We start from the raw sequence: 18260 nt of genomic DNA on the forward strand, positions 1-18260 counted from the left end.
GACGGACCCAGAGCAACGTGCTTATGCGCCGGAGTGCCCTACGGCCGTCGATGACTGACGGGGACGCGGCGGCGTTCACCCACCTTGGACCTGCCGTCCGCGATGCCCTCTCCGAACGCGGATTTTCGACGCCGACGCCGCCACAACGTCTTGCGATTCCGCCACTCGCCGCCGGAGAGGATACGCTCGTGATCGCGCCGACCGGGAGTGGCAAGACCGAGACGGCGATGCTCCCCGTCTTCGACGCGATCGTCGAAGCGCGATCGGACGACCGATCCGGCGACGCCAGGGCTGACGACGAGGTCGACGGCTTTCGAGCACTCTACGTGACGCCGCTTCGGGCGCTCAATCGCGATATGCTCGATCGGCTGGAGTGGTGGGGCGAGTATCTGGACGTCACGGTCGACGTCCGCCACGGCGATACCACGCAGTACCAGCGGTCGAAACAGGCGAGAGAGCCGCCCGACGTTCTGATCACGACTCCGGAAACGATTCAGGCGATGCTCACCGGCGAGCGGCTGAGAGAGGCGTTCGGGTCGCTCTCACACGTCGTCGTCGACGAGGTTCACGAACTCGCCGCGTCGAAACGCGGGGCCCAACTCGCGGTCGGACTCGAACGTCTCGTCGAACTGTCCGGTCCGTTTCAGCGAATCGGCCTCTCGGCGACCGTGGGCGACCCGGACGAGGTCGGTCGCTTTCTCACCGGGGACAGACCCTGTGCCGTCCGCGAGATCGACGTCGGAAGTAACGTGGACGTCAGCGTTCGCGAACCGACCGTAACCGACGAGGACCGAAACCTCGCTGGATCGCTGATGACGGAGGTGTCGACCGCGAGCCACGTCCGGCTGATCCGCGACATCGTGGCGGCAAACGAATCGACGCTCATTTTCGTCAACACGCGTCAGACGGCGGAGGCGATCGGGTCACGCTTTCGCGAACTCGAGTTGCCGATCGGCGTCCACCACGGCTCGCTCTCGAAGTCTGCGCGGATCGACGTCGAGGACGCGTTCAAAGCGGGCGAACTCGACGCGTTGCTCTGTACGTCCTCGATGGAACTCGGCATCGACGTCGGTCGCGTCGACCACGTCGTGCAGTATCAGAGTCCCCGGCAGGTGTCGAGATTCCTCCAGCGAATCGGTCGTGCCGGCCACCGGCTGGACGAGACGTCGTCGGGGACGATCGTGACCACGCGCGCCGACGACACGTTCGAAGCGCTCGCGATCGCGCGTCGTGCAGGGATGGGCGAGGTCGAATCCGCCGGCATACACGAGGGAAGTCTCGACGTGGTCGCGAATCAGATTCCCGCTATCGTCCGCAGTTCGGGGCCGACGTTCGTCGACGACGCCTACGACATTGTCAGGCGGGCTTACCCGTTCCGAACGCTCCCCAGAGAGACGTTCGTCGAGGTACTCTCCGAACTTCACCGAAACCGCATCGTCTGGTACGACGAGGCCGACGAACGCATCGAATCGAGCGGGAACACCTGGCAGTACGTGTATTCGAATCTCTCGATGATTCCCGACGAGGAGACGTACGAGGTTCATGACATCGCCTCGGGGGGACAGATCGGCACGCTCGACGAACGCTTCGTCGTCAACTTCGCCTCTCCTGGCGAGATATTCATCCAGCGGGGTGAGATGTGGCGGATCGCCGAGGTGGACGACGATGACGGCGTCGTGAAGGTGAGCCCGATCGAGAACCCCGCGGGCGAGGTCCCATCCTGGATCGGCCAGGAGATTCCGGTTCCGTACGACGTCGCCCAGGAGGTCGGAGAGATTCGATCGGTGGCCGAACCCCAGTTCGCAGACGGCGCGGACGAGATCGCTGTCGCCCGTGAACTGGAGACGCGTTATCCGAGCGATCACGAGACGCTCACCTCGGCGATCTCCCAGCTCGAACGGCAGGTAGCGGCCGACCAACCGATGCCGACCGCCGATCGCATCGTCGTCGAACGGCAGGGCCGAACCGTCGTCGTAAACGCTGCTCTGGGTCACCGAACGAACGAGACGCTGGGGCGTGTACTCACGTCACTCCTCGGCCAGCAGTCCGGCTCTTCGATCGGCCTCGACGTCGACCCGTATCGGATCGAACTCGAGGTGCCGACCGCCGTCGCGACGAGCGACATCGTCTCGGTTATCGAAGAGACGGATCCGGCTCACGTCGAGACGATCGTCGAACTCGGACTCAAGAACTCCGACGCGCTCGCGTTTCGGCTGGCGCAGGTTTCCGGTAAGTTCGGCGCACTCAAGCGGTGGCAGGGCTCTGGTCGGATGTCGAACGAGCGACTGCTCGCTGCGCTCGAAGGGACGCCGATGTACGAGGAGTCGATTCGCGAGGTGTTCCACGAGGACCTCGATCCGGAATCGGCCGCCTCGGTCCTGGAATCGATCCAGTCGGGATCGATCGAACTACAAACCGTCCGGGGCCGGACGTCGGTCGGCTCCGGTGGTCGCTCGTCGGGTAAGGAACTGCTCGCACCCGAAAACGCTGACGCCAGCATCATCGAGACGGTCAAAGAGCGAATTCAGAACGATCGCATCATCCTCCTCTGTACGCACTGTACGGAGTGGCTCTCCCGGACGAAGGTTAGACGCGTTTCGGACCAGCCCACGTGTCCCGAGTGCGGGTCGACGCGCATCGCGGCGTTGAACCCGTGGGCGGACGAGGTGGTAGACGCCGTTCGGGCCGGACAGAAAGACGACGAACAACACGAGATGACCCAGCGGGCCTTCCACGCCGCCAGCCTCGTCCAGAGCCACGGAAAGAAAGCGGTGATAGCGCTGGCCGCCCGCGGGGTCGGTCCGCACAACGCCGCCCGCATCATCAACAAACTTCGCGAAGACGAGGCGGCGTTCTACCGGGATATTCTCTCTCAGGAGAGACAGTACGCGCGCACGCAGTCCTTTTGGGATTGACACGCGACGAGCATTTCATCGGTGCAAACCATCGCCCGATCATGGTCTCAACCGAGACGAACTGATCGCCCGATCGATGTCGCCGAACAAGCGTGCCGTTCGAGGGTGTGACCACTCACGTCCGATCGAGAGCGACGAAACTATCAAACGCGGGCCGGTCGAACGTTCGGGTATGAACGTCGCTCCCGGGGCCTGGCGATACGCGATCTGGCCGCTCGTCGCGGCCCCCTTCGCCCTCCTCATCAGCCTCCCCGCCGCAGCCGTGCTCCTCGCCGGGCTGGGCGGTTTCGTCCTCTGGTTCTTCCGTGATCCGGACCGAACGCCGCCCGCATCGGGGATCGTCGCTCCGGCTGACGGGAAAGTCTCCGTGCTCCGTACCGAAGGCGAAACGGTCCGCGTGGGGATCTTCATGAACGTCTGGAACGTTCACGTCATTCGCTCGCCGGCCGACGGACGCGTCGTTGACGTCGAACATACCCCCGGTGCACATCGGCCGGCGTTTTCGAAAGAGTCGGACCGAAACGAGCGGGTTCACGTCCGATTCAGTGGATCATCTACCGACGGGTCGACCGCAAACCCTCCGACGGACGCTTCGCTGCTCGATCCCGAGCAAACGGACGCTCGCGTTTCCGCTCCGATTGAAGAAGTTACGCTGATCGCCGGCGCGTTTGCCCGCCGAATCACGCCGTACGTCGATACAGCCGAACGCGTTCACCGGGGCGACCGAATCGGCCACATCGCGTTCGGCAGTCGCGTCGACGTCGTCTTCGGACCGGACGTCTCGATCGATGACGTGGCGGTCGATCCGGGGGAGAAGACGCGCTCCGGCGAAACGCAATTGCTCGAACCGGAAGCCATCGACGCGAACCTTCCGCTGATAGACGAGGAGACGGTTCCGACCGAGAACGTAGAAGAGGACGGCTGAGTACCGGGTACGCGTTCGAGGTTATTCGTGGGCGGCGATCGCACGGTCAATGTGGTCGCGTTCGATGACGATCTCGTCCGCTCGCTCGTTGGCCTCGGCGGGTTCGTGTGCCTCCGCAACCTCGCGGATCGCCTTCATCGACGCGTCGCGGACGATTGCCTCGATGTCAGCGCCTGTTTTTCCGTCGAGTTTGGCGGCGATCGACGTGAGATCGACGTCATCTGCCAGGGGTTTTCCGCGGGTATGCACCTCGAGAATCTTCTCACGAGCGTCCGCGTCCGGTTCGGGCAACAGCACGTGCGTGTCCAGTCGGCCGGGCCGAAGGAGCGCCGGGTCGATGTCGTCTTTGCGGTTGGTCGCGGCGAGGACGACGAGGTTCGGATTCTCTCGCATTCCATCCAGTTCGGTGAGCAGTTGCGAGACGACGCGTTCGGTCACTTCGTGACTGTCGCCGCGTCTCCCGACCAGAGCGTCGATCTCGTCGATGAAAACGATCGACGGGGCGGCCTGCCTCGCGCGTTCGAATATTTTTCGAATAGCCCGCTCGCTCTCACCGACGTACCGATCTAGCACTTCCGGTCCGTCGACGCGAACGAAATTGACGTCGGTCTCGCCGGCGAGCGCGCGAGCGAGCAGCGTTTTACCCGTCCCCGGCGGGCCGTAGAGCAGGACGCCTGACGGCGGATCGGTATCGGTTCGTTCGAAGAGGCGATCGTAGGTGAGCGGCCACTCGACGGATTCCGTGAGCGTCTGTTTAGGCCCGTCGAGACCACCGACGTCCTCGAAATCGGTATCTGGTGATTCGGCCACGTACTCGCGCATCGCGGAGGGTTCGACGGAGGCCAGCGCGTCGTCGAAATCGGCTTTCGTCACCGAGGGATCTCGGTTCCACGTCGCGCGTTCGGACTCTTCGGTCGGACGCCGTCGGATCGCGGCCATCGCGGCCTCGCTGGCGACCGAGTCGAGGTCGGCCCCAACGAATCCGTGCGTTCGCGCTGCGAGGGTCTCGAGCGAGACGTCCTCGGCAAGGGGCATCCCACGCGTGTGTACCTCCAGAATTTCGCGCCGACCGGTTTCGTCGGGGACGCCGATCTGTATCTCTCTGTCGAAGCGCCCACCGCGTCTGAGCGCCGGATCGAGCGCGTCGACGCGGTTGGTCGCCCCGATGACGATCACCTCGCCGCGGCCGTCGAGGCCGTCCATCAACGTGAGTAACTGGCCGACGACGCGGCTCTCTGCGTCAGCATCGTCGTCGCGGGCGCTCGCGATCGAGTCGATCTCGTCGAAGAAGACGATCGACGGGGCGTTTTCGCGAGCACGAGCGAACGCTTCCCGAAGTTTCTCCTCTGATTCGCCCTTGTACTTGGACATGATCTCCGGGCCGGATATCGAGATGAAGTCTGCGTCGACCTCGTTCGCGACCGCGCGTGCGATCAGCGTTTTCCCGGTTCCCGGCGGACCGTAGAGTAAGACGCCGGAGGGCGGATCGACGCCGAGTCGCCCGAAGAGTTCGGACTCCGACAGGGGCAACTCGATCATCTCTCTGACCAGTTCCAGTTCCTCGTCGAGGCCGCCGATATCTTCGTACGTGACGCCGGACGGTCGACTCGACTGGGCCGATTCCTCTCGGGGACGCCCCGCGGTCTCCGATTCAGATTCCGAGAGCCGAGAAGAGGCCGTCGCAGCCGTCACCGTCGACGAGACCCGGATATCCGTCGAACTCGTGATTCTGACATCGCCCGAGGGTTCGGTCTCGACGACGCGAAACGGCTCCGAGGCGATTCCCTCGATACGGATCTGTTCGTTCGTTCGAACCGGACGATTTCTGAGTTTCTGATTCGCCACGCGTTCTGTAAGCTTCGTCTCCGCGTCGTTCGCCGATTCGGGCGGGGCGAGAACGACGTGGGTCGCTTCGGGGACCGTCGTCCCGTCGAGCGATCTGACGGTAACGCTGTCACCGACGTGAACGCCGGCGTTGGCGCGCGAGTCCGCGTCGATCTGGACGACAGTCTCTTCGACGGAGGAGTCTGCCGGCCACATCTTCGCGACGGTCGACTTCGTCCCCTCGATGACGACCGTATCGCCGCTCAAGACGCCGAGTTTCCGGCGTGCGCGTTCTGGAATTCTGGCGACGCCGCGACCGGCGTCTCGTTTCTCGGCCGCCCGAACCGAGAGGCGAACGCCGTCCGAATCCGACTCACTCATACCGGTCTCTATCGCGGGCGTCACCTTGAGAATTATCCTCGCCGGGCGAATACATCCCGACCTATTGGCTTCGGTGCACAATAGCTATTGAACTAGCGACCGTCGATCAGGATATGGTGGTCGAAACGGAACGAGACGGTACGACCTGGTACGAGTGTGAGACGTGCGGTCTCCTGTTCGACGAGTTCCAGGACGCTCGAACCCACGAGTCCAATTGCGACGACGACGAGCCGTCGTACATTCAGTGAGATACTCGCGTTCAGTGGACTACTCGTATTCCGGGCCTTCGCACTCAGCACCCTACTCGTCGTCCGCCGAAACGAGTTCGTATGCGTGTTCGCTGACCTCATCTTCGGCGAAAACGAAAACCCGGCCGTCGACGACGTCGAGGTCGGCCGAGACGGTCACCGAATATCCCTCGACTTCGGCGGTCACCCCGGAAAACAGCTCGCTCTCTTCGTTGCGGTCCAGCAGAACACGGCCCACACCGCTCGATTCGAGGATGGCCGAATCGGTCTTCAGATCGTTGACGTACGTCATGATACCTTCGAATCCGTCGGGATCGGTCACCAGCACGTGTACCTCCTTTCCGGGGGGCGTCGTCACCGAATTGACGACCGGCTTGGGCGGCCCGTGGTAGAACGCTTCGCGACCGTCTAGATACCGAACGACGATCCCGCCGTCTACGAAGTCTACCTCCAGCGTGCTCGGGGCGACGTTCGATCGGGTGCTCATAGGAGACGCTTACGCCGTTACGGACAAAAAGCTGTGTTCTGCCAATCGATTTATCTGGCGGATACACGCGTGAGATTCGGGTGTTCTATCGGATCGCGTACCGACGGACGACGATCGGAGGGATTACTGACCGTAAGGCGATGACCGCGAACTATTATTGAGAGCCGGTCAGCCGACGGTTCCCGGACCACGAGATTAATACCGAATTCCCGACAGGCGTGTTCGATTCGGTTACCGACGGTCTCCCCCTGAGTATGGACGACCGTCATCCGCTATTTTACGGATAACAATTCGACACCACCATCTCGAATAGGGTGTGTGATGGACCGACGGGAATACCTCTCGATGGCGGTCGTAACGAGCTGTCTTTCGGTGGTAGGTTGTACGGGGACCGGCGAGACGGAAGCCGAATCGACCACTGAAACTGAGAATCCAGATCTCGATCGGCCAACGCTGGACCCCGACGAAACGCGAGATGAGACGGACGAAGACGAGGACGAGGACGAGACCGAGGAACCGGACGACGTGCATCCGCTCGTCGGGACGTACGACGACTTCGAATCGCTCGATCACTGGATCGAGTATCTGGGGACGATGGGGCCCGATCGTGACCGCTCGTCGCTCGGTTCGCAGTCGGTGTTGATGAGACCGAACGACGAACGTACGGCGCGTCTTCGGTGGGAACTGGACGAACCGATCGACGTCCGAGGGGTCACTCCGGGTATCGCGGTAACGGCGGACGGTCCGGGGTGGACGATGATCCAGCTACAAGATGCGGATAACAACTACAACGAGTTCGGTCAATTCGTTCCCGGCGGGACGCCGTTCGTCCGGAAAAATTTCGGTCTGACCCGAGTCCGTGGCGATCCGGATCCGAGTCGTGTTACCGTTATTCAATTCGTTCGCTGGTACGTCGGAGATTCGTCTCGGTTCTGGGTGGACGACCTTCACTTCGTCCCCCGGCCCGATCATTCGGCCGTGGCGCTGATTTTCCGTGGCGGCCACGAATCTCACCACCAACACGCACTGTCGCTTCTCGAGTCGAACGGGCTGGACGCCACGGCGCTCGTACCGACCGAACGGATCGGTGCGGGTGGGGCGATGATGACCGCCGATCAGGTCGGTGATCTCGATCGGTCGGGGTGGACCGTCGGAAGTTACGGCGCGACCGGACGAGCGCTCGTCGGGCTGGGTGACGGTCAACTGGATCGGGAGATCGACCAGTCCGCCGCCTGGCTCGATGAACGCGGCTTCGCCGGTGGACCCAGCGTCGTCGGGTTTCCGGACGGACGGTACGACGCGGCGTCCTACGAGCGCGTAACCTCTGCCTACGACCTGGGGTTCGCCGCACGGTCTCGTTCGCAGGGATACGCCGGAAACCCACACCTCTGGACCGTCGCCGAGTCGCCGTCGAATGCCGAAGACGCGATAGAACTGGTCGACTGGGCGGCGGATATCGGCGGGATCACCGCGATTCCGTTCGATGCGTTACCCGGGGACTCGCTCGCGGCGCTTGAAGCGACGATTGCTCGCGTGACAGAGCGAGTGACCGCCGGTGATCTCGAGGTGATCACGCCCGCGGACATGGTCGATCAGTACGTTTCACCGACGTAAACTCGGTCGGACAGTGTGCCTGGTTCGCTGGCGTCACATCTGCCATCACCGCCAGCCGTAAGTAGTCGGTGACCGGAGTACGGCTATGGAAGGTCGGGCAGTCGCTCCGGGTGCCGGAACGATCGTCAACGCGCTGGCGACCGAACGCGGATCGGCGTTCGCGATCGACGTAGAGACCGTTGCGACCGTCGAACTGACCGACGACGGAACGGTGTCCTCGGAAATCGCCGATGCGCCGTCGGCCGACACCACGCTGATCGAGCGAACCGCGCGGCTCGCGATCGATCGGTTCGGTGCGGACGCAGGGATGGACGTCGACTCGATCGGATTTCGCGTTCGGACCGAAAGCGACGTTCCGATCGCTTCCGGGTTGAAGAGTTCGAGCGCAGCGGCGAACGCGACCGTCCTCGCGACGCTAGACGCACTCGGCGTCACAGCCGATGTCGATCCGGTCGATGCGGCCAGACTGGGTGTCGAGGCAGCGAGGGACGCCGGTGTGACGGTGACCGGAGCGTTCGACGACGCGTCGGCGAGCATGCTCGGCGGAGTGACCGTAACGGACAACCGGTCCGACGAACTGCTCTCTCGCGAGACCGTCGACTGGGAGGTCTGTCTCTACACGCCGCCAGAGCGCGCCTACAGCGTAGACGTCGATGCGGACGCCTGCGATTCGATCGTCTCGATGGCCGAGTTGAGTACGGAACTCGCGCTAGACGCTCGATACGGTGAGGCGATGACGGTCAACGGATTCGCCTACTGCGGGGCACTCGAGTACCCCACGGGACCGCTAATCGACGCGCTTCCACAGGCGGATGGTGTCTCCCTCTCGGGAACCGGGCCGAGTTACGTGGCCATCGGTGGACCCGACGCGCTCGATTCGATCGAAACCGCGTGGGGAGAGCGACCGGGAACCGTCAGGCGAACGAAGACGAGAACGGACGGTGCCACAGTAGTATGACAGAATCTACCGACCAGTACGAATTGAACACGGCCGATATGAGTTTAGACGAACTGAGAGCGGAGATCGAAGAGATCGATCGGGAACTCGTTCAGTTGATCGCGAGACGAACGTACGTCGCAGACACCATCGCTCGCGTCAAAGATCAGGAGGGACTCCCGACCACGGACGAAGCCCAGGAAGCGCGCGTGATGGATCGAGCGGGAGAAAACGCCGATCGGTTCGACGTCGATTCGAACCTCGTCAAGGCGATCTTCCGGTTACTGATCGAACTCAACAAGGTTGAGCAGCGCGAAAACCGGTGACTGTGACGGTATCGTCGGATAGTGCTCCACGTTGCTCAAATGTTGTTCGATAGTTCATTGCCTCCGCGATGATAATATGTCATCTCTGCATAGTTTTACCCACATTCACGGGCAGATAGGAACAGAAAGATTTAATTCAAAGAAGGTTCAATGTATTTTGAAGGGCAATGGGAGGGAGCGTTTCGAGCCAGAAAACCGAAGTGAACGATGCTGAGGAACGTTCACGGTCTGAGCGACGATCGAACTCGACGACGTCGATACCGCCCGGGATGGAATCGAACGAGGTGCAATCGGTATCTTCCGTCACGGATTGTACCGCCTCCGACGTGTTCGCCGAGCTTTCGGCGAGCGAAACGAGCGTCGATACCGACGCGATCTTAGACGGTGAGAGTCCCTCCGATATCATCGAGCGAGCCGACGAACCGACCGTCGAAACCTCGGCCCCCGACGATCTGTTCGACGACGAAGCGTTCGAGGCAAACATCCTCCCTGACCGACGCCCAGACGGCGAATTCCTCTGGATCGAAGTCGACGAACCGGCGTCGACTCCCGACGAATCTCCCTCTATCCAGCAAACTGAGATGACCAGTGCAGCTCTCTCTGGTGAACCGGCTGTCGACCGTGTCGAAAACGACGAATTGGCTGCGGCGATCGAAACGTTTCGTTCAGTGCGGTCGAAATCCAACGCCGACGACGGATCGGACGTGCCAGAAGTTTCGGCCGAAAAAACCGATACCGCGTCAACTGCGACTGTTCGCGAGCGGACATCTCCGTCAGAATCAGCCGGAACCGTGCGAACACGGACGGCCGCCACCGACACAGACTCGATCACCGACGAGTTCGACTCGGTGACGTCCCCTGGAAGCGGAAAAGTTCCCACGACGGAGAAACCTCCGTCGCGAATCTCGAGCGAAACGACGCCGGACCCGGACCCGGAGACGGACTCTGGATCGACGGCGGAGTCGAAGACGGCGACCGAATCCTCGGCTTCGGCCACTTCGCACGAATCGGCGACCGCTCTCGACGGAGCGTCGCCCACCGACGACGAATCTGCGACGAGCGAGATTCGAACGAGAATCGATACGTTCGACCGTCACTACACCGATCCCGAACCCGAGCGCCGTGTCACGGGACTGCGCGACCTCGTCTGTAAACTCACGCCGTTTCGTACTCGGTAGGAGTCGACACCGGTAGGTCACGGCCACTCTGTGGCGGTCGATCGGTTGTCGAACAGCGTCTCCGATACAGTATCGTTCGTTGCGGTGACCGAACACCAGCGTTCCACGTGTTCAGAACGGAAACCAACCCTCAAAACGGTAGGAAAAGTCGTCTACCGACGGGCTAGAGCAGTTCTTCGACCGAGTCGGCGACCTCTTCGGGCGTGTCTCCGACGGGGACTCCCGCCTCGTTGAGTGCGTCGATCTTGCTCTCTGCCGTGCCGGTTCCGGATCCGGAGACGATCGCCCCGGCGTGACCCATGCGCTTGCCCGGCGGTGCCGTGCGGCCGGCGATGAAACCGACGACCGGCGTGTCGACGTGCTCTGCGATGTACGCGGCGGCCTCCTCTTCGTCTTCACCGCCGATCTCTCCGCACATGACGATCACTTCGGTTTCTGGATCGTCCTCGAACGCGGAGAGGGCGTCGATGAAGTCGGTACCGATGATCGGGTCGCCGCCGATTCCGATCGCCGTCGTTTGACCGATGTCCCGGTTGGTCAGGTTGTCGACGACCTGGTAGGTGAGCGTTCCGGAGCGAGAGACGAGGCCGACGGAACCGGGCGAGAAGATGTTACCCGGGAGGATGCCGAGTTTCGACTCGCCGGGGGTGATGATTCCCGGACAGTTGGGGCCGATGAGACGGGTGTCGGTCTCGGACAATCGCTTTTTCACGCGGGCCATGTCCTGGGTCGGCACACCTTCGGTGATGGCGACAGCGAGATCGAGGTCGGTATCGAGCGCCTCGAAGATGGCGTCGCCGGCGAACGCCGGCGGAACGAAGATGACGGACGCGTCGGCGTCTTCCGCCCGAACGGCTTCGTCGACCGTATCGTAGACCGGGACGCCGTGGATCTCCTGGCCGCCTTTTCCGGGGACGGCGCCCGCGACCACGTTCGTTCCGTACTCGATCATCTGGCCGGTGTGGAACTTCCCTTCACCACCGGTGATTCCCTGTACGACGACGCGCGTGTTTTCGTCGACGAGGACGCTCATGCGCTCACCTCGTCTGCGTATTCGACCGACCGTTGCACGGCGTCTTCGAGCGTCTGTTCGACCGTCACGAGTTCTTCGTTTAGAATCTCCATCCCTTCTTCCCAGTTCGTACCGGCGAGTCTGACGACGACGGGTTTCGGAATGTCGTCGAACTGTTCGAGCGCTTCGTTGATTCCCTTTGCCACCTCGTCGCCACGGGTAATGCCGCCGAAGATGTTGAACACGACGCTATCGACGTTGTCGTCCGAGAAGACCATGTCCAGGGCGTTCGCGATCCGTTCTGCTTTCGCGCCGCCGCCGACGTCGAGGAAGTTCGCCGGCGATCCCCCGTAGTAGTCGACGAGGTCGAGTGTCGTCATGACGAGGCCGGCACCGTTACCGATGATGCCGACGGAACCGTCGAGCCGGACGTAGTCGAACCCGTACTCGTCGGCCTTCCGTTCGAGGTCGTCGCCGCCGCCCGCTTCGTCGCCCATCTCCGCCAGTTCGGGCTGGCGAAAGAGGGCGTCTTCGTCGATGTTCATGACCGCGTCCGCGGCGATGACCTCGTCGTCAGCCGTCACCATCAGCGGGTTGATCTCCGCATCGGCTCCGTCTTTCGCGTCCCACAGGTCGTAGAGCGTCGATAGAACGCCGGCCACATCGCGGGCGATCGATTGATCGACGCCCGCGTCGTAGACGGCTTTTCGCGCCTGATAGGGGTGCATTCCGAACGAGGGATCGACGTGTACTCGGGCGATCGCGTCTGGGTCTTCCTCGGCGACCTCCTCGATGTTGACCCCGCCGCGAGTCGAGACCATCGCGACCGGCTTCCCCGCAGCGCGATCCATCGTCACGCCGACGTAGAGCTCGTCGGTAAAGTCGACGGCTCCCTCAACCAGTACGGATTCGACGCGAATGCCTTTTAGATCCATCCCGAGGATTCGATCGGCTGCCTCTCGAGCCTCGTCTGCGTTCTCGACGAGTTCGATGCCGCCCGCCTTGCCGCGGCCACCGACCTGTACCTGCGCTTTGATCGCCACCGGGTATCCGACTTCCTCGGCGGCCTCCAGTACGCCGTCGACGTCGGATGCCAGTGCGGAGTCCGGCGTCGGAATCCCCGCATCGGCGAACACCTGCTTCGCCTGATACTCGTGCAACTTCATTGTGAACTCATAGAAAAATTCGAGCAAGGCCGAGTTAGTACTGTCGAAAGGACTCGAATCCGGCCCACGACGAAATTTCGGCGAATGTCTACAATCCTACTGGATCGAGGCCGACCACCGAACGTTCGATCCCGGCGATATGGACTCAAATTGCGTGCTCGGTTCGCACGCACCAGTACCTTAAAACCGTCCAATCGCGAGGTTGCAGGCGTAGCGAACATGGACGAAGACGGTTCTTGGACGGGCGGTGAGAGCACGTCGTTCTGGGAAAAAGTCGCACTCGCGCTCGTCCACAGTAACGTCTTCATCTCACTCGCCGCGACGAGCTGGGTCGTGACGACCGTCGTGCTCGCGGAGCTTCCGTTCGATCCGATCCCGTTGTTTATCGTCTTCGTCGTAACGTTGTTCGTCTACAGTCTGAATCGATTCACGGACATCGACGAGGACGAGTTCAACGTTCCCGGAAGAGCGACGTTCACGAGACGGTACGGTCGATTTGTGCTGGCCGTTGGCTCCATTGGCTACCTACTCGCCGCGGGGCTCGCACTCCTATTAGACGTCCCGCGCGCGGAGCTGCTGTTCGCCCCAGTCGTCGTCATCGGTCTGTACTCCGTCGTCGGATTGAAGGAGTATCTGCTCGTCAAGAACGTCCTCGTCGGGGTCGCCTGGGCGGGTATCCCGCTCGGTACCGGCGTCTACTACGGGGTTGCGGGACGGACAACGATTCTGTTTCTCACCGGGTTCGTCTTCTGCATGCTGACGATTGCGGCGGTGGTTTTCGACGTGAAGGATATCGTCGGGGATCGGCGAGAAGGCATCACGACGATTCCCCGGGTTGTCGGAACCGAACGAACCCGGTACGGGTGTGCTGGCGCAACCGTCCTCGTCGCCGCAGCTGTCGTCGGATCCGTCCTGATCGACCGTGTCTCCCCTCGATATCTCGTGTTACTGAGTTTGTGTGCGTACGTATTCGCCTACTCCATCCGCGCAGATACAGACGCCGGTCCGCTGTTTTACGGATTCGTCGTCGACGGTGAGCACCTCTTTCTCGCGACGGTGGTTGTCGTACTCGCCGCCACGGGCGTCCTCTAATACTGGGCCTGAACCGTCGCCTGAAGCAACCGACCGAGAACTAGTGAGCGGACAGTCACCGAAGTCGACAGGCTGTCACCCCGGTTTGAAACCCGTATCGACACCGTTTATCACAAGTTTGGACCACAATGCGGAATGGGACCGTCCGACGGCAGGGAGTGGATCCCGATACAAATCCTCGTTATCTCCCGATTTCCGTGTTCAAAAGCCACCTGTGTACGCTTCACTCACAAGAAAAACTGTAGTGCTTCGTCTGGGATTTGAACTACGTCGAGACGATCTCGCTCGCTACGCTCGCGAGCGTGCGACTCGTCTGATTCAAATCCCGTCCATGTGCGCTTTTCTTCGCTCCACTCCGCCTCGCGTCGTTCCGCTCGAAAAGTGCTCCGTCTGGGATTTGAACTACGCGAAGACGGTCCTGCTCGGTCACTTCGTTCCCTGCGCGGGCTGCGACTTCTCTACTTCTAATCCAGGACTGCACTCTCCGCTCACGTTTTGTTCGCGTAGAAGTGCTCCGTCTGGGATTTGAACCCAGGTCATCGGCTCGAAAGGCCGAAATGATTGGCCGGACTACACCAACGGAGCGTCGATCACTCGACATCGAAGGATTGCCGGGGCCTAGTAAAAAGCGTTCCGTTCCGGATCAGGCGTGTGAATTCGTGTCACGTTGACGAAGTAGAACGCTTTTACTCGCCCACGGCGAGCGTTCGCGTATGAAGTACGTACGATTTCGCGATAAAGCGGGCGCCGTTCGGCGTGGAACGTTCGATTCCGGTACCATCTCTTTCGGCGGGACCGAGTACGATCCCGAGACTGTCGACATACTCCCTCCCTGCGAACCGACGAAGGTCGTCTGCATCGGCAGGAACTACGCGAAACACGCCGAGGAACTCGGAAACGAGGTCCCAAACAGACCGCTGTTATTTCTCAAGCCGCCGAACACGCTCGCCGGCCACGGCGATACGATCACCGCACCCGCTGGAACCGAGCGCCTGGACGTCGAGGCGGAACTCGGCGTCGTCATCGGACAGCAGTGTCGTCACGTCGAGGAGTCGAACGCGATGGACGTCGTCGCTGGTTTCACCGCCATCAACGACGTCTCGAATCGCGACGATCAACGTCAGGAGACGAACTGGGTCCGCGGGAAGGCGTTCGACGGCGCCTGTCCGATGGGACCGGTGCTAGCGACACCCGACGAGGTTCCAAACGACGCGGCCGTTCGCTCGTCGATCGACGGCGAGCCGGCGCAAAACGGTTCGCTCGACCAACTCATCTTCTCCATCCCTGAACTGATCGCCGAGGTCACGTCCTACCTCACGCTCGAACCGGGCGACGTCATCGCGACCGGCACGCCCGAGGGCGTCAGCCCGCTCTCGGATGGCTCGCACGTCCAGATCGAAATTGAAGGGGTTGGAACGCTCGAACACACTGTCGAGTGGCCCTGACCGACTCCGTCTGAACGTCACCGAAGCGCCGATTGAACGGCCTCGACGCCCGCGGCGGCGTCGACGTCGGCACCGGCGGAGTCCAGAGCCTCACCCAGCGCGGCGACGGTGAGAATAACGTTTTCGGGCCTCGCCGAGTGGCCCATACAGCCAATTCGGAATATCTCACCCGCGAGATCTCCCAGTCCCGATGCAATCTCGAGGTCGTACCGATCGAGCAGGTCGCTACAGATATCGGCGTCGTTAACACCTTCAGGCACCCGAACGGCGTTGAGACTCGGCAACCGGGCCGAAGGCGGGGCGTTCATCTCGAGTCCCATCCGTTCGAGACCTGCCTGGAGCGCCCCGGAGAGACGTTCGTGTCGTTTCCAGCGAGATTCGATCCCCTCCTCGGCGACGAGTCGGAGCGCCTCGCGCAGGGCGTAGACGTTAGTGATCGGCGCCGTGTGGTGGTACGATCGAGCCTCCCCCCAGTACCCCTCGAGCAACGAGAGATCGAGGTACCAGGATCGTGGCGGCTCGTCACGAGCCAGGACCCGCTCCATCGCTTCGTCGGAGAGCGTCAGCGGACTCGCACCTGGTGGGCAGGACAGACACTTTTGTGCGCCGGCGTAGGCGACGTCGATGCCCCATTCGTCGACGCGCAGTTCGACGCCGCCGAGCGACGTGACGGTGTCTGCGATGACGAGCGCACCGTTGTCGTGTGCGGCCTCGGTCAACGCCGGAACGTTCGGCTGGCGCACGCCGGTGCTCGTCTCGGCGTGGACGAATCCGAAGACGTCGGGGTCGTGTTTCGCGAGCGCTCGTTCGACGTCGTCCGGATCGAGCGGTTCACCCCACGGTGCCTCGATCTCGACGACTGTCCCACCGGCGCGCGTTGCCATCTGAGCCATCCGTCCGCCGAAGTATCCGTTGGTTGGAACGGCCATCGTGTCGCCCGGTTCGACGAGGTTGGCGATCGCGGCTTCCATCGCCGCCGATCCGGTCCCCGAGACGGGTATCGTCCACCGGTTGTCGGTCCTGAACGTGTATCGCAATAGCTCCTGGACCTCGTTCATCAGATCGATGAACGCTGGGTCGAGGTGACCGACCAGCGGCGTGCTCATCGCTCTGAGCACGCGAGGGTGGACGTCGCTCGGACCCGGCCCCATCAGTGTTCGATTCGGTGGCGTGAGTTCGCTCGTCGATGGTGTGTTCGCCGTCTCTCCGTCCATAGCGATCTTCCGGGCGCGGGCGAGAAAAACGTTCACGAAGCGGAATCGAGCGGGCTGGATCGAGTGTGAGCGACGCCGTCACCAGGATCGGCTACCGTTCGCCCGATACGACGTAGTATCCGAGGTGGTCACCGAACAACTTCTGACAGTGATACCCTCCGATCGCGAGGCCGACGAGTCGGTCGTCGACTCGCCCGAGCAGCGATAGCAGTTTGTAGTACGGGTAGCCGTAGAGGCTCATCCGGCCGGCCTCGTCGATCGACGGTCTGACCGCGTCACTGATATCCCTGACCGTGACGTTCTCGAATCCCGCGTTCGAGAGCGCGGTCGTGAGTTCGTCGATGGGGTCGTACCGAACGTCCCAGGCGTCGTAGAGCTTCTCGAAACGGCTCGCGACCTGCTGGTCCTCGATTTCGGATCGTCGAAACAGATCTGCAAAGACGATCCGACCGCCGCCGTCCAAGACGCGACTCGAGGCGTCGACCACGGCGTCATCATCTCGAGAGTGACAGAGCGCTTCGACGCCCCAGACGACGTCGACCGACCCGCTGTCGACGGATTCGAGTTCGTGAAAATCGTCGAATCGAAACGAAATACGATCGGCAGATTCCGTGGCCGCGGCGTGTGACCGCGCTCGCTCTAGCTGTCGGTCGTGTACGTTCACACCGACGACCGACACGTCGTACGTCTCGGCGAGCCACAGCGTATCGGAGCCGACGCCGCATCCGAGGTCGAGTACCCGGTCGCCGGATTCGATCGCCACGGCGTCGGCCACTACCTCACACATCCGCTCTACGGCGCGGGCCGGGTCGTCGTCTGCCGATTCGTAATAGCCGTGGTGATAGCTCCGGTGTCCTTCCTGGGACCAGCGTCGCTCGTGCAGGGGAAAGGACTGTTCGTACATGTCGGTCACCGCGTCCGTTCGCAACTCGTCGTCTCGTTTCGTCGTCTTTCGATCCATGTCAGTGGCCGTCGTCCGTCGGTGGTAGCCGCTCACGCTCGGCTTTCCCTGTGGGGTGGGGTTCGTCCGAATCAGCCGGTTCGAACGGTTCGTATTCTGCGAGCGCTTCGGGAGTGGGAATGTCTCGGTCTCCGTCAGCGTGGGGTTCGGTAACTGACAACCGGGCGATTCCGATAGCCAGTAGTGCGGTAATGAACCCGAATAAGGCGATCGCGTCCGCGATCGTTTCGGCGACGATCGCAAATCCGAGCGGAATGGCCGCGACCGTCAGTACGCCACAGATCATCGCGAAGAGCAGCCCTCGGGCGCTCCGTATCTCGTCGTTTCCGCGAAACACGCGGACGAGCGTTCCGAACGCGACGACAGGTGCCCCGATCCAGAGCACCGCGAACACCACCGGTCGAGTCTGGGAGAGGAGGGCGAAGATAGTCGCGACGATGGTAAATACGAGCAACCCGATGTGGCCCGCCGAGACGTTCGATCTGGCCCCTGAATCGTCACCGCTCATTGGTGATCACTCTCGATCCGTCGACAA

General features: G+C 62.1%; 16 protein-coding genes and 1 tRNA gene. 9 read left to right on the forward strand and 8 right to left on the reverse strand.

The annotated features are described in order from the left end of the window. The first annotated feature begins 50 nt into the window (after nucleotides 1–50). Both NKH31_RS15590 and NKH31_RS15595 read left to right on the forward strand, forming a co-directional pair. On the forward strand, nucleotides 51–2915 hold the full coding sequence (locus NKH31_RS15590; RefSeq protein ID WP_254862712.1) for a DEAD/DEAH box helicase: 2865 nt from the start codon (nucleotides 51–53) through the stop codon (nucleotides 2913–2915). 172 nt (nucleotides 2916–3087) lie between these two features. After that, a complete protein-coding gene (locus NKH31_RS15595; protein ID WP_254862713.1) occupies nucleotides 3088–3840 on the forward strand; it encodes a protein sorting system archaetidylserine decarboxylase in 753 nt (250 codons plus the stop codon). 21 nt (nucleotides 3841–3861) lie between these two features. Here NKH31_RS15595 and NKH31_RS15600 read toward each other — a convergent pair whose 3' ends face one another. After that, nucleotides 3862–6045 carry a CDC48 family AAA ATPase gene (locus NKH31_RS15600; RefSeq protein ID WP_254862714.1) on the reverse strand — a complete coding sequence of 728 codons (2184 nt, stop codon included), beginning with the start codon at nucleotides 6043–6045 and terminating at the stop codon, nucleotides 3862–3864. A gap of 113 nt (nucleotides 6046–6158) precedes the next feature. Here NKH31_RS15600 and NKH31_RS17730 point away from each other — a divergent pair, with 113 nt between their 5' ends. Then, the gene (locus NKH31_RS17730; RefSeq protein WP_256547898.1) at nucleotides 6159–6293 is read left to right on the forward strand and encodes a DUF7128 family protein; all 135 of its coding nucleotides are present in this window, start codon (nucleotides 6159–6161) and stop codon (nucleotides 6291–6293) included. A 52-nt stretch (nucleotides 6294–6345) separates the two neighbouring features. On the opposite strand, the gene NKH31_RS15605 is transcribed toward NKH31_RS17730, so the two are convergent. Further along, nucleotides 6346–6780, reverse strand: coding sequence for a DUF5796 family protein (locus tag NKH31_RS15605; protein WP_254862715.1), 435 nt, complete (start codon nucleotides 6778–6780; stop codon nucleotides 6346–6348). Between the two features lie 321 nt (nucleotides 6781–7101). Here NKH31_RS15605 and NKH31_RS15610 point away from each other — a divergent pair, with 321 nt between their 5' ends. From NKH31_RS15610 to NKH31_RS15625, 4 genes are all read left to right on the forward strand, one after another. Further along, nucleotides 7102–8394: a polysaccharide deacetylase family protein gene (locus NKH31_RS15610; RefSeq protein ID WP_254862716.1), complete on the forward strand. Its 1293-nt coding sequence runs from the start codon at nucleotides 7102–7104 to the stop codon at nucleotides 8392–8394. Between the two features lie 85 nt (nucleotides 8395–8479). Further along, nucleotides 8480–9352: a shikimate kinase gene (locus tag NKH31_RS15615; RefSeq protein WP_254862717.1), complete on the forward strand. Its 873-nt coding sequence runs from the start codon at nucleotides 8480–8482 to the stop codon at nucleotides 9350–9352. Further along, nucleotides 9349–9657, forward strand: coding sequence for a chorismate mutase (locus NKH31_RS15620; RefSeq protein ID WP_254862718.1), 309 nt, complete (start codon nucleotides 9349–9351; stop codon nucleotides 9655–9657). The genes NKH31_RS15615 and NKH31_RS15620 overlap by 4 nt, the downstream gene beginning before the upstream one ends. Before the next feature lie 284 nt (nucleotides 9658–9941). Beyond that, the gene (locus tag NKH31_RS15625; RefSeq protein WP_254862719.1) at nucleotides 9942–10835 is read left to right on the forward strand and encodes a prolipoprotein diacylglyceryl transferase; all 894 of its coding nucleotides are present in this window, start codon (nucleotides 9942–9944) and stop codon (nucleotides 10833–10835) included. 163 nt (nucleotides 10836–10998) lie between these two features. Here the strand turns inward: NKH31_RS15625 and sucD are convergent, their stop codons facing one another. Further along, complete coding sequence (sucD, locus tag NKH31_RS15630) at nucleotides 10999–11868, reverse strand: succinate--CoA ligase subunit alpha (protein ID WP_254862720.1); 870 nt, start codon at nucleotides 11866–11868, stop codon at nucleotides 10999–11001. Next, nucleotides 11865–13013: an ADP-forming succinate--CoA ligase subunit beta gene (gene sucC, locus NKH31_RS15635; protein WP_254862721.1), complete on the reverse strand. Its 1149-nt coding sequence runs from the start codon at nucleotides 13011–13013 to the stop codon at nucleotides 11865–11867. The genes sucD and sucC overlap by 4 nt, the downstream gene beginning before the upstream one ends. A gap of 219 nt (nucleotides 13014–13232) precedes the next feature. Between sucC and NKH31_RS15640 the strand changes: the two genes are divergently transcribed. After that, the gene (locus tag NKH31_RS15640; RefSeq protein ID WP_254862722.1) at nucleotides 13233–14105 is read left to right on the forward strand and encodes a UbiA family prenyltransferase; all 873 of its coding nucleotides are present in this window, start codon (nucleotides 13233–13235) and stop codon (nucleotides 14103–14105) included. Between the two features lie 510 nt (nucleotides 14106–14615). Here the strand turns inward: NKH31_RS15640 and NKH31_RS15645 are convergent. Next, nucleotides 14616–14690 (reverse strand) — tRNA-Glu (locus NKH31_RS15645). Nucleotides 14691–14818: 128 nt separating this feature from the next. On the opposite strand from NKH31_RS15645, the gene NKH31_RS15650 reads away from it, so the two are divergent. Then, nucleotides 14819–15550 (forward strand): fumarylacetoacetate hydrolase family protein, encoded by a 732-nt coding sequence (locus NKH31_RS15650; RefSeq protein WP_254862723.1) that lies wholly within the window; start codon nucleotides 14819–14821, stop codon nucleotides 15548–15550. Nucleotides 15551–15567: 17 nt separating this feature from the next. Here the strand turns inward: NKH31_RS15650 and NKH31_RS15655 are convergent, their stop codons facing one another. The 3 genes from NKH31_RS15655 to NKH31_RS15665 all read right to left on the reverse strand — a co-directional run bounded on the left by NKH31_RS15655 (nucleotide 15568) and on the right by NKH31_RS15665 (nucleotide 18233). Further along, nucleotides 15568–16764: a pyridoxal-phosphate-dependent aminotransferase family protein gene (locus NKH31_RS15655; protein ID WP_254862724.1), complete on the reverse strand. Its 1197-nt coding sequence runs from the start codon at nucleotides 16762–16764 to the stop codon at nucleotides 15568–15570. Between the two features lie 91 nt (nucleotides 16765–16855). Next, entirely contained in the window at nucleotides 16856–17725 is an 870-nt protein-coding gene (locus tag NKH31_RS15660) for an SAM-dependent methyltransferase (protein ID WP_254862725.1), read from the reverse strand. Between the two features lies 1 nt (nucleotide 17726). Further along, complete coding sequence (locus NKH31_RS15665; protein WP_254862726.1) at nucleotides 17727–18233, reverse strand: hypothetical protein; 507 nt, start codon at nucleotides 18231–18233, stop codon at nucleotides 17727–17729. Nucleotides 18234–18260 lie beyond the last annotated feature (27 nt).

The sequence above is a fragment of the Halovivax gelatinilyticus genome (genome assembly GCF_024300625.1).
Taxonomy (GTDB): Archaea; Halobacteriota; Halobacteria; order Halobacteriales; family Natrialbaceae; genus Halovivax; species Halovivax gelatinilyticus.

Excerpts from the sequence above, each read along its gene's own strand:
- NKH31_RS15590 (WP_254862712.1), top strand. The coding sequence starts at position 51 with ATGACTGACGGGGACGCGGCGGCGTTCACCCACCTTGGACCTGCCGTC.
- NKH31_RS15595 (WP_254862713.1), top strand. The coding sequence starts at position 3,088 with ATGAACGTCGCTCCCGGGGCCTGGCGATACGCGATCTGGCCGCTCGTC.
- NKH31_RS15600 (WP_254862714.1), bottom strand. The coding sequence starts at position 6,045 with ATGAGTGAGTCGGATTCGGACGGCGTTCGCCTCTCGGTTCGGGCGGCC.
- NKH31_RS17730 (WP_256547898.1), top strand. The coding sequence starts at position 6,159 with ATGGTGGTCGAAACGGAACGAGACGGTACGACCTGGTACGAGTGTGAG.
- NKH31_RS15605 (WP_254862715.1), bottom strand. The coding sequence starts at position 6,780 with ATGAGCACCCGATCGAACGTCGCCCCGAGCACGCTGGAGGTAGACTTC.
- NKH31_RS15610 (WP_254862716.1), top strand. The coding sequence starts at position 7,102 with ATGGACCGACGGGAATACCTCTCGATGGCGGTCGTAACGAGCTGTCTT.
- NKH31_RS15615 (WP_254862717.1), top strand. The coding sequence starts at position 8,480 with ATGGAAGGTCGGGCAGTCGCTCCGGGTGCCGGAACGATCGTCAACGCG.
- NKH31_RS15620 (WP_254862718.1), top strand. The coding sequence starts at position 9,349 with ATGACAGAATCTACCGACCAGTACGAATTGAACACGGCCGATATGAGT.
- sucD (WP_254862720.1), bottom strand. The coding sequence starts at position 11,868 with ATGAGCGTCCTCGTCGACGAAAACACGCGCGTCGTCGTACAGGGAATC.
- sucC (WP_254862721.1), bottom strand. The coding sequence starts at position 13,013 with ATGAAGTTGCACGAGTATCAGGCGAAGCAGGTGTTCGCCGATGCGGGG.
- NKH31_RS15640 (WP_254862722.1), top strand. The coding sequence starts at position 13,233 with ATGGACGAAGACGGTTCTTGGACGGGCGGTGAGAGCACGTCGTTCTGG.
- NKH31_RS15650 (WP_254862723.1), top strand. The coding sequence starts at position 14,819 with ATGAAGTACGTACGATTTCGCGATAAAGCGGGCGCCGTTCGGCGTGGA.
- NKH31_RS15655 (WP_254862724.1), bottom strand. The coding sequence starts at position 16,764 with ATGGACGGAGAGACGGCGAACACACCATCGACGAGCGAACTCACGCCA.
- NKH31_RS15660 (WP_254862725.1), bottom strand. The coding sequence starts at position 17,725 with ATGGATCGAAAGACGACGAAACGAGACGACGAGTTGCGAACGGACGCG.
- NKH31_RS15665 (WP_254862726.1), bottom strand. The coding sequence starts at position 18,233 with ATGAGCGGTGACGATTCAGGGGCCAGATCGAACGTCTCGGCGGGCCAC.